Here is an 18,690-nt window from a genome sequence, read left to right on the forward strand (position 1 = left end):
CATGGGTCTCATGGGACGCAATTTTTTCCGGCCCGCTTTCCGCTCGTCGCACCCCGTTTTTCTCCCCCAAGGCCGCCTGAATGTTCACCGGAATCGTCACCGACATCGGCCGCGTCCGCAGGGTCGAGCAAACCGCGCGCGACCGCCGCTATGAGGTCGAGACCGTCTGGGACACGGCGGGCATCGACCTGGGCGCCTCCATCAGCCACGCGGGCTGCTGCCTGACCGTGACGGAAAAGGGCCCCGGCTGGTTCGCGGTCGAGGTCTCGGGCGAGACCCTGTCGAAGACCAACCTCGGCGACTGGACCGAGGGCCACCGGGTCAATCTGGAGCGGGCGGCGAAGCTGGGCGACGAACTGGGCGGTCACATCGTCTCGGGCCATGTCGACGGGCTGGGCAAGGTCATCTCCGTCACGCCGGAGGGCGGATCGCACCGCATCGAGATCGAGGCTCCGGCCCCGCTGCATCGCTTCATCGCTCCCAAGGGCTCGATCACGGTGGACGGCGTCTCCCTGACCGTGAACGCGGTTCAGGGCCAGATCTTCGGCCTGAACATCATTCCCCACACCTGGGACGCGACCACGCTGGGCGGCCTGAAAGCGGGCGATGTTGTGAATCTCGAGATCGACATGCTGGCGCGATACCTCGCGCGGTGGCAGGAGACCGCATGATGCAGCTTGCGGCGAATGATATGAACGACAGCCCGATCAGTCCCATCGAGGACATCCTCGAGGACGCCCGCAACGGCAAGCCCTACATCCTCGTCGACGCCGAGGATCGTGAGAACGAGGGCGACATCATCATTCCGGCCCAGTTCGCCACGCCGGACCAGATCAATTTCATGATCCGGCAGGCCCGGGGTCTGGTCTGTCTCGCCATGACCGCTGACCGCGCCCGCCAGCTGCGCCTGCCGCCGATGGCCGCCGACAACCGCGAGAGCATGAAGACGGCCTTCACCGTCTCGATCGAGGCGAAGGACGGCGTGACCACGGGCATCTCCGCCGCCGACCGCTCGCGGACCATCCAGGTCGCCACGGACCCGAGCAGGGGCGTCGATGACATCGTCACGCCGGGCCACATCTTCCCGCTGGTCGCCCGCGACGGCGGCGTGCTGGTCCGCGCCGGCCACACCGAGGCCTCCGTCGACATCAGCCGCATGGCGGGCCTGACCCCGGCCGCCGTGATCTGCGAGATCATCAAGGATGACGGCGAGATGGCCCGGATGCCGGACCTCGTCGCCTTCGCCCAGTTGCATGGCCTGAAGATCGGCACCATCGCCGATCTGATCGCCTATCGCCGCCGCACCGAGCGCTTCGTCGAGCGGGTCATGGATACGCCCTTCGAGAGCGTTCACGGCGGCCCGTTCCGCCTGATGCTGTACCGGAACACCATCGAGGGGGCCGAGCACGTCGCTCTTGTTCACGGGAAGGTCGAGCCGGGCAAGCCGACCCTGGTGCGCATGCACCAGGTCGATTTCGCTGCCGATCTGCTCGGCCATGTCGAGGCGCGTCAGGGCTATATCCCCAGCGCGCTCAGGGGCATCAGCAACCACGATGGCGCGGGCGTCACCGTCTTCCTGCGCGACCCCGACCTGCAGGGCCTCGCCGAGCGCCTCGCCGGTGTGGAAAAGCCCAAGGCCGTGGACCGCTCGCTGAAAAACTACGGCGTCGGCGCGCAGATCCTGCTCGACCTCGGGGTCCGGGACATGATCGTCATGAGCTCGACCCGCCCCAATCCCACCGCGCTTGAAGGCTACGGCCTCCGCATCGTCGGCTGGCGCGACATGGACGGAGAAGACCAATCATAAGCGACCCCATCCGCGTCCTCATCGTCGAGGCGCGCTTCTATGACGACCTGGCCGACGCCCTGCTGGACGGAGCGAAGGACGCCCTGCGCGAACAGGGCGCCGAGTTCGACGTCGTGTCGGTTCCCGGTGCTCTGGAAGTGCCCACCGCCATCGCCCTGGCCGTCGAGGCCGGGCGCTACCCGACCGCGCCGCGCTACGACGGCTTTGTCGCCCTCGGCACGGTCATCCGTGGCGAGACCTATCATTTCGAGATCGTCGCCGATCAGTCCGCGGCGGGAATCACCCAACTGGGCCTCAACGGCGTGGTGGTCGGCAACGGCATCCTGACGACCGAGGACGAGGATCAGGCCTGGGCCCGCGCCCGTCGCAGCGAGGGCGACAAGGGCGGCGGCGCCGCACGCGCCGCGCTCGACCTCATTGCGCTCCGCAAGCGGCTGCGCGTAGGACTGGGATCGTGACCGAACCCAACAGCCTCAAGTCCGTCCTCGAGCAACTCGCCGAGGCGGAAAAGTCCCGTGCCGAACCCGGCCTGACCTCGCGTCAGCGCCGCGCCCGCACGGTCGCCCGCCTCGCCGCCGTCCAGGCGCTCTACCAGATGGAGCTGGCCGGCGAGGGGGTGGACACCGTCATCACCGAGTTCTCGAACCACCGCTTCGACGCCGACATCGAGGGCGAACCGCTGGCCGAGGCCGATGAAACCTATTTCGCCGAGATCGTTCGCGGCGTGGTCGGACAGCAGCGCGCCATCGACGAGACGGTGAAGGCGCGGCTGGCCTCGAACTGGCGCATGGAGCGCCTCGACTCGACCCTGCGCGCCCTGCTGCGCGCCGGCGCCTGGGAGCTGCGCGAAAGCCGCGACGTGCCCAAGGAGATCATCATCGACGAGTATGTCGAGCTGGCGAAGGCCTTCTTCGACGACTCCGAAGCCAAGTTCGTCAATGCGGCGCTGGACGGCGTCGCCCGGGACGTTCGCGGCGAGGGACGCGGCTGATCCCGCATGGCCGGGATCGACGTCGCCGGTGAGTTCGAGACGATCCGGCGGCTGTTCGCGCCGCTGGCCCATCCCGAATGGGGCAGGGGACTGCTGGACGACGTCGCCGTCGTCCCGTCGCGGCCCGGCTTCGATCTGGTCCTGACCAAGGACACCATCGTCGAGGGCGTCCACTTCCTGCCCTCCGATCCCCTGGACACGGTCGCCCGCAAACTGCTGCGGGTGAACCTGTCCGACCTGGCCGCCAAGGGCGCCGAACCGTTCGGCTACCTCCTGTCCTGCGGCTGGTCCGAGCGCTGCGGCTGGCCCGAGCGCGAGGCCTTCGTCGAAGGTCTGGCCACGGACCAGAAGGCGTTCGGCGTGGCCCTGCTGGGCGGCGACACCGTCGTCACCCCCGGCCCGGCGACTTTCTCCGCCACCCTGCTGGGCTGGACGCCCAAGGGCCGCACCGTCGGTCGGGACGGGGCCCGGCCCGGCGATCTGGTCTTCGTCACAGGCTTCATCGGCGACGGCTGGCTGGGCCTACAGGCGGTGCAGGACAAGCTGTCGCTGGAGCCCGAGCGTATCGCCGCCCTGGTCGAACACTATCGCACCCCGCTGCCCCGTCTGATCTTCGCCGATGTGATTCGGGACACGGCGACGGCCTCGATCGACGTCTCGGACGGCCTGGTCGCCGACCTGGGCCACATCGCCTCGACCAGCCGCGTCGGCATCGACATCGATCTGGAGGTTACGCCCCGCTCGCCGGCCGGGCAGGCCTGGTTCTCGACCCGCGTCGATGAGCAGGCCGCTCTGGAACGGCTGGTGACCGGCGGCGACGACTACGAGATCGCCTTCACCGCCAACCCGCGCGACGAAGCCGCCCTGCGCCGCGAGGCCGAGCGCCGCCACATCTGGCTGACCTGTCTGGGCAGGGTGACCGAGGGCAGGGGCGTGACCGCCCGCTACGGCGGTCGGCCTGTGGCGATCGCCTCGCCGGGCTTCACCCACCGCTGACAACGAAATCTCAAGGCGTCCCTGTCAGGGTGCCACCATGCGCCGTCGTGACCTGATCTCTGCTGCCGCCGTCCTGCCCGCCGTGGCCGTCGCCTCCACCGCGGCCGCCGGCGAACAGCCGTCCTCCGGCGGGGCCTCGGTCAACATCTCGGGCGTCGGCCTGCCGGTCATCATCGCCGGCCGACTGCGCAACTACGTCTTCGTCTCCATGCGCCTGCACCTCGGCGGCTCGGCCACGGTCGAAACCATGCGCGGCAAGGAGGCCTATCTGCGCGACGCCCTTGTGCGCGCCGGTCACCGGACGCCGTTCGTGGTCGCCGACGACTGGACCCGGATCGACACCAACGCCATGGCCGCCAGCCTGATGCGTTCCGCCGCCTCGATCTGCGGTCGCGGCTCGATCGCCCGCGTCGAGATCATCAGCCAGTCGCCGCGCTGGCGCGCCGGCCTGCGGGCCAGCTGAACGCCGTTCATCATACCCTGTTGCGTCACTCCGACGCATTTGGCACGCTGGCTTCCGTTATCCCCAAGGGCAGCCCTTGAGGCCGCCGTTGCGCACGGGGGGACCGGAAGGCGGAGAGAGGCGAAAACGCCCGCCGCGCCAAGGGTCCGGGCGCCCTACACACAGGGTTTGGAAACGCCATGTCTAACTATCTGTGGCTTGTCATAGCCGCAGGCGGGCTCGGGATTCTCTACGGAGCAATCCAGACCGCCGCCTTGATGAAAGCGCCCACCGGCAACGATCGCATGCGCGAGATCGCCGCCGCCATCCAGGAGGGCGCCTCCGCCTACCTCCGCCGCCAGTACATGACCATCGCCATCGTCGGCGTCGTCATCCTGATTGCGGCCTATCTGTTGATCGGCCCCTGGGCCGCCATCGGCTTCCTGATCGGCTCGGTGCTTTCGGGTGCAGCCGGTTTCGCCGGCATGCTGATCTCGGTCCGCGCCAACGTCCGCACCGCGCAGGCCGCCTCCGAAAGCCTGTCCAAGGGTCTGGACCTCGCCTTCCGCTCCGGCGCCATCACCGGCATGTTCGTCGCTGGCGGGGCGCTGCTCGGCGTCGCGGGCTACTACGCCTTCCTGACCGCGGGCATGGGGCTGGAGAACACCGGCCGCGAGGTCATCGACGGTCTGGTCGCCCTCGGCTTCGGGGCCTCGCTGATCTCCATCTTCGCCCGTCTGGGCGGCGGCATCTTCACCAAGGGCGCCGACGTCGGCGGGGACATGGTGGGCAAGGTCGAGGCCGGCATTCCGGAAGACGACCCCCGCAACGCCGCCACCATCGCGGACAACGTCGGCGACAATGTCGGCGACTGCGCCGGCATGGCCGCCGACCTGTTCGAGACCTATGCCGTCTCGACCGTCGCCACGATGGTGCTGGCCGCCATCTTCTTCCGCGGCACGGACTATGTCGGCGCAATGATGCTGCTGCCGCTGGCCATCTGCGCCATCTGCATCGTCACCTCGATCATCGGCAGCTTCTTCGTCCGTCTGGGCAAGAGCCAGAACATCATGGGCGCCCTCTATCAGGGCCTGATCGTCACCGGCCTCCTGTCGGCCGTCGCGGTCTGGTGGATCATCGACACCGTCGCGCCCGCCACCGTCACCACATCCGGCGGGCTGATCATCACCTCGATGCAGCTGTTCTGGTCCGGCATGGTCGGTCTGGTGGTCACCGCCGCCATCGTGGTCATCACCGAATACTACACGGGCTCGAACTTCCGCCCGGTCCGGTCGGTCGCCAACGCCTCGGTCTCGGGTCACGGCACCAATGTGATCCAGGGTCTGGCCGTGTCGCTGGAATCGACGGCGCTGCCGGCGCTGGCGATCATCGTCGGCATTGTGGTCAGCTTCCAGCTGGCCGGCCTGTTCGGCATCGCCATCGCCACCACGACCATGCTGGGCGTGGCGGGGATGATCGTGGCGCTGGACGCCTTCGGCCCGGTTACCGACAACGCCGGCGGCATCGCCGAAATGGCGGGTCTTCCGCCGGAAGTGCGCCACTCCACCGACGCGCTGGACGCTGTGGGCAACACGACCAAGGCCGTGACCAAGGGCTATGCCATCGGTTCGGCGGGGCTCGGCGCCCTGGTGCTGTTCGCCGCCTACACCGAGGATCTGAAATTCTTCGCGGAGACCGCCCTGCCGGGCAGCTTCTTCGAAGGCCTCGGGGTCGTCGCCTTCGACCTGACCAACCCCTACGTCGTGGTCGGCCTGCTGTTCGGGGGGCTTCTGCCCTTCCTGTTCGGCGGCATGTCGATGACCGCCGTCGGCCGCGCCGCCGAATCGGTGGTGGCCGAGGTGCGCCGCCAGTTCCGGGAGAACCCGGGCATCATGACCTACGAGACCAAGCCGGACTACGCCCGGGCGGTCGACATCCTGACCCGGGCGGCGATCAAGGAGATGATCGTACCGTCGCTGCTGCCGGTGTTGTCGCCGATCGTGCTGTTCGTGGTGGTGCTGTTCATCCAGCCGGAGAAGGCCAACGCCTTCGCCGCCCTGGGCGCGATGCTGATGGGTGTGATCGTCACCGGCCTGTTCGTGGCCATCTCGATGACCTCGGGCGGCGGCGCGTGGGACAACGCCAAGAAGGTGATCGAAGAGGGCTTCACCGACAAGAACGGCGTCGTCCACGGCAAGGGGTCAGAGGCTCACAAGGCCGCCGTCACCGGCGACACCGTTGGGGATCCGTACAAGGACACCTCCGGCCCGGCGGTGAATCCGATGATCAAGATCACCAACATCGTGGCCCTGCTTCTGCTGGCGGTGCTGGCGAGCGGCAAGATCGGCTGATGCGCGGGGGGCGGCGTCGGCGACGGTGCCGTCCCTTTCGCCAACCGGTCGGCTCCACAACGAGAAACGCCCCGGAGAGCGATCTCCGGGGCGTTTCGATATCTGGAAGCCTGGACGTCCTAGTCGGGACGGCGCTGGCCGGGCTGGTCTTCCTCGGTACGAGGCAGCTGACCGCGGGCGACGTTGCCGAGCAGCTGTTCGAGGATGGTCAGCTGGCGACCGCGCGTCGGGGTTTCACGACCGTTCATCGCGATCCGGTCACCGTCCGCGAGGCCGAGGGTGCGCACACCGGCCACCTGACCGGCGTCGTTGAACGTGATCTCGGTCACGCTGCGCTGCGTCACCTGCGGGCGGTTGTAGGTATATTTCTCGGTGACCTGGTTCATGTAGTACCAGATCGTGTCGCTTTCGAAGGCCGAGGTGGTCGAGGGCGTGCCCAGCTTGGTCAGCACCGTCTGGCGCGTGTCCGTGCCGGCGACGATGTCGCCGGGCCTGGCGTCAATCGCCTGGAACCCGTTCTGACCCACGACAGGGGCGCAGGCGGAGGTCAGGGCGGCGGCCGAAAGGGCCGCGATCAGAAGTTTCGTACGGAGCATTTGCGGCGCCTGCGACAGAACAAGGTCTTTGACCTAACCGGAGCCGAGCCTTAGTTCAACGGCGCGGCGGAAAAGGGGCCGTGAAACATGCTTCAAAATCTTCTCAGATCCTTCCGCCGCGAGCGTCTCGGTGACGGGCTTTACGAAATCGCCGTCCGTCAGGCCCGCGACCCCGGCTTCTATACGGCGCTGGGCGTGGCCGATCGCATCGATGCGCGCTTCGAGCTGTACACCCTGCATGTCCTGCTGCTGACCATGCGGCTGAAGGACGAGGGCACGGAGCGGGGCGGCGACGCGGGCCAGCAGTTGTTCGACACCTATGTGTCGGCGCTGGATCACACCCTGCGGGAGCTCGGCGTGGGCGATATTTCGGTGGGCAAGAAGATGCGCAAGCTGGGTGAGTCGCTCTACGGTCGGATGACGGCTTACGAGACCCCGTTACGTGACGGTGATGCGGCCGGGCTTTCAGCCGGTCTGGCGAAAAATGTGCTGGAGAGCGAGACGCCGTCGGACGGCGCCGCTCTGGCCGCCTATGCGTTGGACAGTCGCGCCCGGCTGGCGGCGCAACCCTTTGACGATGTCCTGAAGGCCCCGGCGTGGGCCGAGGTGAAGGTATGAGCACCCCCGAACTCCCCTACAGCGAGCCTGTTCGTCTGCACCAGATCGGCATGGGCGTGAAACGCACCCTGGCGCCGGACGCCGCCGCGCTACGGCGGATCGTCAAGGCGCTGGACCTGGCCTCGATCGACCGGTTCGAGGCGGATGTTGAGCTGGTTCCGACCGCCGCGGGCTGGAGCCTGTCGGGTCGCGTTCGCGCCGATCTGGCGCAGACCTGCGGAATCACGCTCGAGCCGCTGCCGCTGACGATCGATGAGCGTTTTTCGGTCCAGCTGGCCGAGCCGGTGGATGAGGAGTCCGAGGAAATCATCATCACGCTGGAGGACGAATCGCCGGACGTGGTCGAGGACGGGCAGATCGATCTCGGTCAGTATGTGGTTGAACAGCTGGCCCTGCATCTCGACCCGTTCCCGCGCAAGCCGGGCGCGGAATTCGTTCAGCCGCCCGAGCCGGTCGAAATCTCGCCATTCGCGGTCCTCAAGCAGCTGCGATCCACCGACGAAGGTTGACGCAGCGTCGGCCCGGTTGCATCCCCCCGGTGCGGCGTTATCGTCGCGCCCCTGACCAGCGCCGCGAGAACCGGCGCGACGGAGTCGAAACGGCTTGCCATCCCCCATTCTGATCTCGCTTGACGCCATGGGCGGGGATCACGGTCCCTCGGTCGTGGTCGGCGGCATTTGCGAGTACCGCAAACGGCACGGCGGCGACGGTGTTCGCTTTCTGCTGAACGGCGACGAGGCCGCCATCCGCGCCGAAATGACCCGGTGCGGGCTCGGCGATGACATCTGCGATGTTCGCCACACCGACAAGGTGGTCGCCATGGACGAGAAGCCCGCCACGGCCATGCGTCGCGGCAAGGGCTCCAGCCTGTGGAACGCCATTGAGGCTGTGAAGACAGGGGAGGCGTCAGCGGTCGTCTCCGCCGGCAACACCGGCGCCCTGATGGCGATCTCCAAACTGATCCTGCGCATGTCCGCGCCGGGGCTGGAGCGTCCGGCCATTGTCGCCGGCTGGCCGACCCCCAAGGGCATTACGGCCGTGCTGGACGTGGGCGCCAACGTCGAGAGCGATGCGGCCCAGCTGGTCGAGTTCGCCATCATGGGCGAGGCCTTCATGACGGCTGTCCATGGTGTCGCCCGGCCGACTGTCGGCATCCTGAACGTCGGCTCGGAGGACATGAAGGGCCACGAGGAGGTCCGTGAGGCGGCGCGTCTGTTGCGCGAAGGCGGCTTCGGCCTGGCCTATCATGGCTTCGTCGAGGGCGATGACATCGCCAAGGGCACCGTCGATGTGGTCGTGACCGACGGCTTCACCGGCAACATCGCCCTGAAGACCGCCGAGGGGGTCGCCAAATTCATCGGCGGCCTGATGAAGGAGGCCCTGACCTCAAGCCTGCTGGCCAAGGCCGGCGCGGCGCTGGCCTATCCGGCGCTGAAGGCGATGAGCGCCAAGATCGACCCGAACGCGATCAACGGCGGCCCCCTGCTGGGTCTGAACGGCATTGTGGTGAAGAGCCACGGCGGCGCCACCGCCGGCGGTTTCGGCGCTGCGATCCGCATCGCTGTCGATCTGGCGCGCAGCGACTATATGACCAAGGTCGGCGCCAGCCTGCAGAAGCTGTCCGCCGTGCTTGAGCAGCCGCCCGCATCGCCCGCGGAGCCGGCCAAGGAGACTTCCCAGTGAGCGTCATCCGCAGCGCCGTCACCGGCGTCGGTTCCTATCTGCCCGAGCAGATCGTCACCAATGCCGACCTCGCCGGCCTCGTGGACACGTCCGACGAGTGGATCCAGGAACGCACCGGCATCAAGCAGCGCCACAAGGCGCGCGATGATGAGCCGACCAGCGACCTGGCCGTCGAGGCGGCGAAGCGGGCGTTGATCGATGCGGGCAAGACCGCCGCCGACGTGGACCTGATCGTCGTGGCGACCACGACCCCGGATATGACCTTCCCGGCCACGGCCTCGATCGTTCAGCGCAAGCTGGGCGCCCCTGTGGGTATCGCTTTTGACGTCCAGGCGGTGTGCTCGGGCTTCGTCTATGCCCTGAGCGTGGCCGACGGCTTCGTGGCGCGCGGACTCGCCAAATGCGCGCTGGTGATCGGCGCCGAGGAAATGACCCGGCTGCTGGACTGGAGCGACCGATCGACCTGCGTGCTGTTCGGCGATGGCGCGGGCGCCGTGGTGGTCGAACCGCGCGAAGGGCAGGGGACCAAGGCCGATCAGGGCCTTCTGGGCTTCGCCCTGCGCTGCGACGGCTCCAAGACAGACCTGCTGTACGTCGACGGCGGCCCGGCTACGACTGGCTCGGTGGGCCATCTGCGGATGGCCGGCAACCAAGTGTTCCGCCATGCGGTCATCAACATCGCCGAGGCCATCACCGCCGCCTGCCAAGCCTCCGGCATCGAGGTGCCCGAGGTCGACTGGTTCGTGCCGCACCAGGCCAATCAGCGCATCATTCGCGGTGTCGGCGACCGGCTGGGACTGGACGAAGGGAAGGTCATCTCGACTGTCGCCCTGCACGCCAACACGTCGGCGGCCTCGATCCCGCTGGCGCTGGATGCGGCCATCAAGGACGGACGGATCAAACGGGGCGATCTGGTGGTCATGGAAGCCATGGGCGGCGGCCTGACGTGGGGCGCCTGCGCGATTCGTCTGTAACGCGCATTTCGTCTTTTCATTTCAGGGCGCTTGCCCTCTTATGCGACGCATTGACGACTGAGGGGAGTGACCAGTGACGCAGACCCTGACCCGGGCCGACCTGTGTGAAGCCGTCCACGAGGAAGTGGGCCTGTCCCGTCAGGAGTGCTCGCAAATGGTCGAGCGGACGCTCGAACTGATCGTCGAATCGCTGGAGCGGGGCGAAACGGTGAAGCTGTCGGGGTTCGGCGTCTTCCAGGTCCGCGAAAAGCGCGCCCGCATGGGCCGCAATCCCAAGACCGGCGAACCGGCGGCGATCAACCCGCGCCGGGTCATCAGCTTCCGCGCCTCGCAGATCATGAAGGGCCGGGTGCACGACGCCGTCGTCACCGACTGACCTGACCCATGGCCAAGAGCCCCAACGCGTTCCGGACCATCTCGGAAGCTGCCGAAGAGATCGGCGCGCCGCAGCATGTCCTGCGGTTCTGGGAAACAAAATTCACCTTCGTCGGGCCGCTCAAGCGCGCGGGCGGGCGGCGCTTTTATCGCCCGCAGGACCTGGTGGTGCTGAAGGCGGTCAAGCGGCTGCTGCACGACGAGGGCATGACCATCAAGGGCGTGCAGCGCCTGTATCGTGAGCAGGGCATCAAGCGCATCGCCGCCTGGGGTGACCCGGACGGTCTGGTGACGTTCGAGCCGGAGGGCGCGACGGCCGGCGAGGCGACCGCCCCGGGGCCTGCCGCTCAGCCGGTTCCCGCTTCGGTATCGTCGGTTCGCCTGCGTCAGCTTCTGGCCGAACTGGAGGGCGCGCGGGCCCGGCTGGAAGCCACCCTGTCGAGAAGCGCCTGAAGGCCGATTTTTCGGTTTGCGCGGCGCGCGAGCCCGTCTATAGGGAGCGCCTCTCGGAGCGTGGCGCAGCCTGGTAGCGCACTTGACTGGGGGTCAAGGGGTCGCAGGTTCGAATCCTGTCGCTCCGACCATTTTCGAAAGAAAATCGGTTGGTTGAAGGGGCCGTCTTCGGACGGCCCCTTTGCAATTGGGCTGTGGGGAGCAAGCTGATTCTCGGGCTAACTCGGGCTCGGTAGCGGCCCGACCCGCCTTCAGTGCCGTTCACGCTCGCTCAAAATGATTCGCGCCTCGGAAACCAGGTCGCGATGGCAGCGACTTCACCTCCCGTTCGTTGCCGCCCTCGGCGGTCCCATCATCAAGCGCCATCGGCGTCCTCTGGGTGTCCGTCTCCAATCAGACAGTGATCGGTGAGGGTGATCGGACCCTCGCCGGCGATTATCGCCGCAAGGGCGGGGGCGAGCCATCCTACCCGCGAACGCCATGCGCAGTTGTCGCGCCGAACCTGACAGGACAGTCGAAGTGGCTGGATCTGACCGACCCGCTGATCTGCGCTCGTCATGCGCTGGCGCTGGACGCTCGACAGTTTAATATGGCCGATGTCGGACCGAATGCGGTCTGCAACGCTTGGGATGCCAGTGAGTTGATTGAAGAGTATGGCTGGTCGGAGCGGCAGCGAACGGCTTTCGCCGAGCATGCCCTTGCCGGCTTGGCGCCAGGGCGTGTCGTCGTTCAGCACCGTGACAGCTACCTGGTGACCACGGATGGGGCGGAGCTCAAGGCCGAGGTCTCGGGTCGGCTAATGCACGAGGCCAGAGAGATCGGCTACCCCGCCGTGGGGGACTGGGTTGCTTTGTCTCTGAACCCGCAAGACGGCAACGCTACCATCCACGCGGTCCTGCCGCGTCAGACTGCATTTGTGCGCAGGGCGGCGGTGGACAGTAGTCGCCCGCTTCAGATCCTGGCCGCCAACATTGATGTGGTGTTCGTCGTGACCTCGATGAACGCGGACATCAATCTGCGAAGGATCGAGCGCTATCTCGCAGCCGCTTGGCAGAGCGGAGCCCGGCCTGTTGTGGTCCTGACGAAATCCGATCTCAGCGCAGACCCTGAAAAGCAGGCTGCCGAGATTGCGGCGTCAGAACCGGGCTGTCCGGTCTTGTCGGTGTCGACCAAGCAGGCCTCGGGCCTCGACGCCTTGCTGGATCAGGTCAAGCCGGGCGAAACCTGCGTGCTCATTGGCTCGTCCGGGGTCGGCAAGTCCAGCCTGGTCAACGCCTTCCTGGGCGCAAATCGCATGACGACCGGGGCTATCCGGGAGGCTGATGACCAAGGTCGTCACACGACGAGCCATCGGCAACTCGTCTTGCTTCCCGGGGGGCAACTGATCCTCGATACGCCGGGCATTCGAGAGGTTGGGCTTATTGATGCCGAGGACGGCCTGGATGCTGTGTTTGACGATGTGGAGCTTTTGACCCGGAGTTGCCGGTTCAATGACTGCGGGCATGCCAACGAACCAGGCTGCGCGATCAAGGCCGCAATAGACGACGGGACGCTCGCCCTCGAACGCTGGGCGCATTTTCAAAAGCTGACGCTGGAACTCGCGGCGGCTGAACGGAAGGCAGAGCGGGTCGCGAAGGACAACGAAAAACGCCGACAGGCCGGGCTGCAAAAAGCTTACAGGACCAGCAAGCGAAACGACCGTGGCGACCTGCGTTGATCAGGCTTTGATGCCCCCGTCGTGGTGCATCACGTCGGTGTCGCAAAATATGTCCCGCCTTTGGAGGCAAACGGGTTAGGGAGGTGAACCCGCGTCAAGAGAGAGCCCCATGTCCGCGTTTACCATCGTTACGACCAGCGCAACCGAAGGCAGCGATGCCGCCGAGGTCAACGTCCTGACCGACGACTTCGCTGACGAATCCGAGGCCTTGGGCTATTCGCGTCGGATGGCGGAGGAGGTCGTCAGTTTCGCCGCCTCCCTCATGCTCGACTTCGACTACAGCAATGTCGGCCTGTACGAGGGCGACCGTCTCGATGAGGATCTCAATCCCGAACACCCCTCGTTCATCGGGATGTGGGTGCTTGATCATGAGGGCGCGGCCTTCGTGCCAGCGGACGAGTTCAGCGCCGACGTTGTGGAGGGATAGCGGGCCTCGGCTTTGACGCCAGTTCGTCGATTGTGAGGATACGCCGGCGGCCTGGAAGCCGTCACTGAGGTATCGACAAACCTCAAGAGCGGCTCGCTGAAGTTGTCGATCTTTACGACCGAGGTGGCGAGCGAGGCCGGTCGTTCCGCGTCGCTGTATTCCGTCTCGTCGCAAGTCCGATCAAGGCTCCTGAACACGGATCAACTTGTGCGTCGGGGGCGGCTTTCCAGCGTCCCCGCTGACCGTAGCGTAAGCCGCACCGGCTCCTATCCACCGGGGGCCGGTCGGGAGGGCAAGGCGTCGGCCACACGCGGCGCGAGCCGCCGGGCGATCACCTCGACGCCCGGCGCGTTGGGGTGAATACGGTCGGGCAGGGCATAGGCGGGATTGAGCGCGACCCCCTCGAGCAGGAAGGGGTCGAAGGCGAGTTGACGCGACTCCGCGATCGTCCGGAACAGCCGGTCGAAGGCGACGGCATAGAGGCCGAACCAGGGCGGCGCGCGCATGCCGCAGACCATGGCCGGGATGCCGCGATGGGCGAGACGATCCAGAATGGCCTCAAGGTTCTTCCGGATGTGGTCGGTCGGCACGGTCTGCATCAGGTCGTTGGCGCCCAGGGCGACGAGGCAGAGTTCGGTGTCGGCCGGGACGACCCGGTCCACCCGGCGCAGGCCATCGGCGGTCGTGTCGCCGGAGACGCCGGCATTGATGACGGTGGCCGTCACGTCCAGCCGCGCGAGTTCAGCCTGCAGGCGCACGGGAAGCGCCTCGGACGGCCGGAGTCCGTAGCCGGCGGTCAGGGAATCCCCGAGCATGGCGATGCGCCGGGTCGTCACGCGGCGCCCGCGTCCGCCCGTCCGCGCGTGCCGGGCAAGGGGGGTAGGCAGCCGCAGGCCTTCATGGACTCGCTCCACTGTGGCGCCGGAAAACGACGCGGGCGGCATGGCGTTCCCGCCGGTCGGTCATCGGCCGTCTTCGGACGGCCCCTTTGCAATTCGGCCTGCGGGTCAGTCCTTGCCGCCGCTCTCGGCCCATTTGAACAGCGGGTAGAGCGGCACGCCCCAGCCGATGCCGCCGACGGCGAAGAACAGCAGGTCCAGCAGCATGTTCGGGCCGAACAGGCCGCGCAGGGCGATGACGCCCCAGATCCAGGCGGTCAGGAAGACCAGCACGCCGATCATGGCGATGAAACGCCGGGTGCGCGCGCCCATCAGCGTTTGCTGCGGAACAGGAAGAAGGCGGCCAGGGCGACCGCGGCGCCGATCAGCGACCACAGCAGCCAGCTCCACTGCTCCAGCGTCGCCACGCCGAAGACCCGCACGGCCAGAAACCCGCCCGCGACCGCGCCGGTCCCGGCGACCAGGGCGGTGGCGAACAGGCCGCGGCGGCCGGTCAGCAGATCGGCCAGCCACGCCAGCACGAAGGCGCCGAGAACGGCGGTGACGATATTGGCGTACGGCAAGCGGCCTCTCCGGTGTGCGGCGACAGGGCGCCGAAAAGCGACTCGATCTCGCCGTCGTGGGCGGGCATACCGCACAGGTCCGGACGCGACGAGAGACGCGAGCGGCAGTGTAACGGTCTGAACGGCAGGCGTCGAATGAAGCGTTTCGGTGGCAGGGATCAAAGCCGGTCGGTCGCGGTCTGGCTGTGGATCACGGCGGTGCTGGTGTTCGCCATGGTGGTGGTGGGCGGTGTCACGCGCCTGACGGGCTCGGGTCTGTCGATCACCGAGTGGAAGCCGATCATGGGCGCCCTGCCGCCGATGAACCACGCCGACTGGATGGAGGCCTTCGAGAAGTACAAGGCCATCCCGCAGTACCAGCAGGTCAATGCGGGCATGAGCCTGTCGGAATTCCAGGGCATCTTCTTCTGGGAATGGTTCCACCGGCTGCTGGGCCGGTTGATCGGACTGGTGTTCGCCCTGCCGTTCTTCGTTTTCCTGGCGCTGCGCCGGCTGCCCCGCCGCCTGATCGTGCGCTGCGGCGTGCTGCTGGCGCTGGGCGGTCTGCAGGGGCTGATCGGCTGGTGGATGGTGACGAGCGGCCTGAGCGAGCGGGTCGATGTGGCCCCCGAGCGGCTGGCGACCCATCTGGGGCTGGCCCTGGTCATCTTCATGGGCCTGATCTGGACCGGGCTGGAGGCCTGGAACGGCGAGGAGCATTCACGCTCGCCCGAGGGCTGGAGCCGCGGCGCGGCCCTGCTGCTGGGCGCGGTCTTCGTCCAGTGCCTGCTGGGCGGGCTGGTGGCGGGGGCCAAGGCCGGGTTCGTCTACACCGACTGGCCGCTGATGAGCGGCGGCCTGCTGCCGCCGGTCGAGTGGAGCAAGGGCGCGCTGGCCTTCCTGCACGATCAGGCGCTGGTGCAGTTCAACCACCGCATCTGGGCCTATGGCCTGCTGATCGGCGGGACGGTCTACGCCGTGCAGGCCTGGCGCTGGCGCCTGGCCGAGGGGCTGGGCACGAGCGCCTTCGTCGTGGCGGCGGTCCTGTGGCTGCAGGCCGTGCTGGGCGTCGTCACCCTGATCCACGCCGTGCCGCTGTGGCTCGGCGCCCTGCATCAGGCGGGGGCGGCGCTGGTGCTGGCGACGGCGACCGTGAACCTGTGGCTGGTCCGCCGGTCGCAGCCGCGCCTGTTCATCTCGGGACCGCGCGCCCGGGCGTTCTGACGTTTCAAAGACCCGGTCTTGCGGCTTTCCCCTAGGGCGGAGGCATGACTGTGCGCCGCGCTCTTTCGAGGCGGGGATGGGAAGGGCGCGGGACGCCGGGCCTCGCCCGGTGTTTTGATAGGTTTACCGTTTCGACGAGATCGACGTCCCGCGTGGTCGTTGGACGCGCGCCCTCCGGCTGGCGGCCCTCCTGTTGGAGCCTTGCCGGATCATCCGCCGACGCCGTTGCCGACGACCGACGCGGGGCGGACATAACGATCAATCGTCATCGGCCCGCTCCACAGGCAGCGCGGCGAGCAAGCGGGCAGGATCCCTCCCTGCCCGACGAGGACCCCTGCACTCTCCATCGCGCAGGCTTCATCGCTCGGCCACAGCCCGCCGTCGTCGAGAAGCGTGGATCCGACGCCCTCCCCATCGACGGGATGGATTGAGTGTGCGGCGGGCGCGTCCTCAGGCGGGAAGATGACGCTGGGGGATTATTTTCGGGCGTGGGGTCAGGGGGTTGGGGTGTGGGGAAGCGCGGGTTCGGGGGGAATGACTGCGTATTTTGGAGGACGGACACCGTTTGGGCTGTGGAGAAAGGCCCGCTTGTCATCCCGGCCGAAGCGAAGCGGAGAGCCGGGACGCGATGGTGGTCAAGATGATCCACGCCCGGACAGCCCGTCAGGGCTGAGCCGGGCGACAGCCGGACGTGAACTCAACCCTGCTCCCGGACAAGCGCTGCGCGCTTTCCGGGAGGGCGTTGAAAAGTGCGCCGCGCGTCCCGGCTCTCCGCTTCGCTCCGGCCGGGATGACAAGGGCTGCGGCTTACGCCGAATGCCGACGATCGACCCTCACCCTTTCGCCTTGCCGATCGCTTCGCTCCCGGAGGCTCAAGCCCTCTCCCAGCGGGAGAGGGGGCGGCTTTTCCGGCCAACACCGAGCCGCCCTCTCCTGATCGGCGAAGGCGCCGATCTGTCCTCTCCATCGCCTTGAAGGGGCGATGGAGAGGTGAACGGCGGTTCAGCGGGTGTTCAAGCCCGGACGCTGTCCCAGGGGCCCCGGATGGCCAGGGTCATGCCGGGGTACATGATGTTGACGAACAGCACCGCGCCGTCGGGCGAGAAGCAGGCTCCGGCGAACTCGGAGTTTCCGCGGAAGACGTTGCGGGCGATGGTGTAGACCTGTCCCTCGGGCGTCACGCCCTTCAAGTGGTTGCGGATCTCGGACGAGTAGTTGTCCTCGCAGACGATCAGATGGCCCCAGGGCGCGATAGTGATGTTGTCGCCCATGTTGAGGGTCTTTTCGTCGGTGCTCTCGACGAACAGTTGCAGCCGGTCGGCGGCGCCGTTCAGGCCGGGGACGAGACGCAGGATCTGGCCGCGCCGGATCGGGCCGCCCGAGGTGGCGGTCAGGTACATCTCGTTCTCACCCCACCAGATGCCCTCGCCCCGCGCGACCAGGGCCGCGCCCGAGCGATGACCGCGCAGACGCAGGTCGCCGGCGGGGTCTTCCACATCCTCCAGGTCGATCCATTCGACCTCGCGCCAGTCGCCAACGGCCCAGAGGCGGGCGTCCTGGTTGCGCGTGTCGGCGGACGGCGCGCCTTTCAGGGCCAGCGCCTGCAGCCTGCCGCCCTCGGAAAGCCTGCCGGGCGCGGTGGGGATGAAGCGGTACAGCAGGCCGTCATTCTGATCCTCGGTCAGATAGGCCATGCCGGTGCGCGGATCGATGCAGACGGCCTCGTGATCGAAGCGGCCCATGGCCTTGAGCGGCACGGGATCGACCGGGCCGGTCGCGGTGGCGGGGACCTCGAACACCCAGCCGTGGGCCTTGGTGACGTCGGCGTCGGCGGGGGTTTCGACCGTTTCCTCGCAGCTGAGCCAGCTGCCCCAGGGCGTCGGGCCGCCGCAGCAGTTGGTCGAGGTGCCGGCCAGCGTGAGGCGGTGGCTGACGGTGCGACGGGTGGCGAGGTCGTAGATCAGGGTCGAGCAGCCGCCGGGCAGGGGGCGGCCGTCCTTGAAGGTGTCGAAGGCCTTGGAGGCGTCCAGCTGATCGAGCCGCTCCTGATGGAGGCCGCCGGGCCCGAGATTGCGGTGCAGGCTGCTGGAGCCCTTGAGCTCGTGGTTCATGACCAGCGCCACCTGCGTGCCCGAAAGGGGGAAGCAGGCCATGCCGTCGGGCTGGCCGGGGACGAACAGGCCGTCGTCCATGCGATCGCCGCCCTGCGCCACGACCTGGTAGGAGAAGCCCTCCGGCAGATCGAGCAGCTTGTTGGGATCGGCGTGCAGCGGGCCGTAGCCGTGGATCTGGTTGAGGTAGGTCTCCTCGCCGGCGGTCTGCGCGGCCGCGTGGCGGGCCATGCCGGTGAAGGCGAGGGCGGCGGCGCCGGTGGTGAACAGGTTGCGGCGATCAAGGCGCATCGGGCGGACTCTGCAGAACTGGAAACTGCGGCGCTTATGGCCTGAACCGGTCATGGTTCTGTGACGCCGGGCGCGGCGTATCGCCTCGCAACAGGTGCGCTGGGCCTCGCGGAGGAGGCAATCACAGGGAAAATGGTGCGGTATTTTAATACCTTTTACGATTTCCCATTATTTTACAGGGTTTTAGGTCGTT

General features: G+C 67.4%; 21 protein-coding genes and 1 tRNA gene. 17 read left to right on the forward strand and 5 right to left on the reverse strand.

Annotated features, from left to right (window positions below; all coding sequences use genetic code 11):
* Window positions 1-80: 80 nt before the first annotated feature.
* From ACW174_RS13705 to ACW174_RS13735, 7 genes are all read left to right on the forward strand, one after another.
* The gene (locus ACW174_RS13705) at window positions 81-671 is read left to right on the forward strand and encodes a riboflavin synthase (protein WP_492014998.1); all 591 of its coding nucleotides are present in this window, start codon (window positions 81-83) and stop codon (window positions 669-671) included.
* Entirely contained in the window at window positions 671-1,807 is a 1,137-nt protein-coding gene (gene ribB, locus ACW174_RS13710) for a 3,4-dihydroxy-2-butanone-4-phosphate synthase (protein ID WP_492017286.1), read from the forward strand. The genes ACW174_RS13705 and ribB overlap by 1 nt, the downstream gene beginning before the upstream one ends.
* Window positions 1,804-2,265 carry a 6,7-dimethyl-8-ribityllumazine synthase gene (gene ribH / locus ACW174_RS13715; RefSeq protein WP_492017287.1) on the forward strand — a complete coding sequence of 154 codons (462 nt, stop codon included), beginning with the start codon at window positions 1,804-1,806 and terminating at the stop codon, window positions 2,263-2,265. Before ribB ends, ribH begins: the two co-directional genes overlap by 4 nt.
* Window positions 2,262-2,798, forward strand: coding sequence for a transcription antitermination factor NusB (gene nusB / locus ACW174_RS13720; RefSeq protein ID WP_492014999.1), 537 nt, complete (start codon window positions 2,262-2,264; stop codon window positions 2,796-2,798). The genes ribH and nusB overlap by 4 nt, the downstream gene beginning before the upstream one ends.
* A gap of 6 nt (window positions 2,799-2,804) precedes the next feature.
* Window positions 2,805-3,794: a thiamine-phosphate kinase gene (gene thiL / locus ACW174_RS13725; protein ID WP_492015000.1), complete on the forward strand. Its 990-nt coding sequence runs from the start codon at window positions 2,805-2,807 to the stop codon at window positions 3,792-3,794.
* Window positions 3,795-3,831: 37 nt separating this feature from the next.
* Window positions 3,832-4,257 (forward strand): hypothetical protein, encoded by a 426-nt coding sequence (locus ACW174_RS13730; RefSeq protein ID WP_492015001.1) that lies wholly within the window; start codon window positions 3,832-3,834, stop codon window positions 4,255-4,257.
* 179 nt (window positions 4,258-4,436) lie between these two features.
* A complete protein-coding gene (locus ACW174_RS13735) occupies window positions 4,437-6,587 on the forward strand; it encodes a sodium-translocating pyrophosphatase (RefSeq protein WP_492015002.1) in 2,151 nt (716 codons plus the stop codon).
* Window positions 6,588-6,706: 119 nt separating this feature from the next.
* Here ACW174_RS13735 and bamE read toward each other — a convergent pair whose 3' ends face one another.
* On the reverse strand, window positions 6,707-7,183 hold the full coding sequence (gene bamE, locus ACW174_RS13740; RefSeq protein WP_492015003.1) for an outer membrane protein assembly factor BamE domain-containing protein: 477 nt from the start codon (window positions 7,181-7,183) through the stop codon (window positions 6,707-6,709).
* A gap of 87 nt (window positions 7,184-7,270) precedes the next feature.
* On the opposite strand from bamE, the gene ACW174_RS13745 reads away from it, so the two are divergent.
* The 9 genes from ACW174_RS13745 (at window position 7,271) to ACW174_RS13785 (ending at window position 13,430) form a co-directional block, all read left to right on the forward strand.
* Window positions 7,271-7,801, forward strand: a complete 531-nt coding sequence (locus ACW174_RS13745) for a ubiquinol-cytochrome C chaperone family protein (protein WP_492015004.1) — start codon at window positions 7,271-7,273, stop codon at window positions 7,799-7,801.
* Complete coding sequence (locus ACW174_RS13750; RefSeq protein ID WP_492015005.1) at window positions 7,798-8,310, forward strand: YceD family protein; 513 nt, start codon at window positions 7,798-7,800, stop codon at window positions 8,308-8,310. Before ACW174_RS13745 ends, ACW174_RS13750 begins: the two co-directional genes overlap by 4 nt.
* A gap of 127 nt (window positions 8,311-8,437) precedes the next feature.
* Entirely contained in the window at window positions 8,438-9,484 is a 1,047-nt protein-coding gene (gene plsX, locus ACW174_RS13755) for a phosphate acyltransferase PlsX (RefSeq protein ID WP_492017288.1), read from the forward strand.
* On the forward strand, window positions 9,481-10,458 hold the full coding sequence (locus tag ACW174_RS13760; protein WP_492015006.1) for a beta-ketoacyl-ACP synthase III: 978 nt from the start codon (window positions 9,481-9,483) through the stop codon (window positions 10,456-10,458). Before plsX ends, ACW174_RS13760 begins: the two co-directional genes overlap by 4 nt.
* A 73-nt stretch (window positions 10,459-10,531) precedes the next feature.
* Window positions 10,532-10,834 (forward strand): integration host factor subunit alpha, encoded by a 303-nt coding sequence (locus tag ACW174_RS13765; protein ID WP_331047467.1) that lies wholly within the window; start codon window positions 10,532-10,534, stop codon window positions 10,832-10,834.
* 8 nt (window positions 10,835-10,842) lie between these two features.
* Window positions 10,843-11,286: a MerR family transcriptional regulator gene (locus ACW174_RS13770; protein WP_492015007.1), complete on the forward strand. Its 444-nt coding sequence runs from the start codon at window positions 10,843-10,845 to the stop codon at window positions 11,284-11,286.
* Between the two features lie 54 nt (window positions 11,287-11,340).
* Window positions 11,341-11,417: transfer RNA gene (locus ACW174_RS13775), tRNA-Pro, on the forward strand.
* Between the two features lie 248 nt (window positions 11,418-11,665).
* Window positions 11,666-13,003, forward strand: coding sequence for a ribosome small subunit-dependent GTPase A (gene rsgA, locus ACW174_RS13780; protein WP_492015008.1), 1,338 nt, complete (start codon window positions 11,666-11,668; stop codon window positions 13,001-13,003).
* Window positions 13,004-13,112: 109 nt separating this feature from the next.
* Complete coding sequence (locus ACW174_RS13785; protein WP_492015009.1) at window positions 13,113-13,430, forward strand: hypothetical protein; 318 nt, start codon at window positions 13,113-13,115, stop codon at window positions 13,428-13,430.
* Window positions 13,431-13,696: 266 nt separating this feature from the next.
* Here ACW174_RS13785 and ACW174_RS13790 read toward each other — a convergent pair whose 3' ends face one another.
* The 3 genes from ACW174_RS13790 to ACW174_RS13800 form a co-directional block, all read right to left on the reverse strand.
* Window positions 13,697-14,245, reverse strand: coding sequence for an arylesterase (locus ACW174_RS13790; protein WP_492015010.1), 549 nt, complete (start codon window positions 14,243-14,245; stop codon window positions 13,697-13,699).
* 192 nt (window positions 14,246-14,437) lie between these two features.
* On the reverse strand, window positions 14,438-14,641 hold the full coding sequence (locus ACW174_RS13795) for a DUF2842 domain-containing protein (protein ID WP_492015011.1): 204 nt from the start codon (window positions 14,639-14,641) through the stop codon (window positions 14,438-14,440).
* Complete coding sequence (locus ACW174_RS13800) at window positions 14,641-14,892, reverse strand: transglycosylase (RefSeq protein WP_492015012.1); 252 nt, start codon at window positions 14,890-14,892, stop codon at window positions 14,641-14,643. Before ACW174_RS13800 ends, ACW174_RS13795 begins: the two co-directional genes overlap by 1 nt.
* A gap of 135 nt (window positions 14,893-15,027) precedes the next feature.
* Between ACW174_RS13800 and ACW174_RS13805 the strand changes: the two genes are divergently transcribed.
* Window positions 15,028-16,095, forward strand: coding sequence for a COX15/CtaA family protein (locus ACW174_RS13805; RefSeq protein ID WP_492015013.1), 1,068 nt, complete (start codon window positions 15,028-15,030; stop codon window positions 16,093-16,095).
* 1,013 nt (window positions 16,096-17,108) lie between these two features.
* Here the strand turns inward: ACW174_RS13805 and ACW174_RS13810 are convergent.
* On the reverse strand, window positions 17,109-18,497 hold the full coding sequence (locus ACW174_RS13810; protein ID WP_492015014.1) for an alkaline phosphatase PhoX: 1,389 nt from the start codon (window positions 18,495-18,497) through the stop codon (window positions 17,109-17,111).
* Window positions 18,498-18,690: the final 193 nt, after the last annotated feature.

The organism is Brevundimonas sp. AVps31 (genome assembly GCF_058681355.1).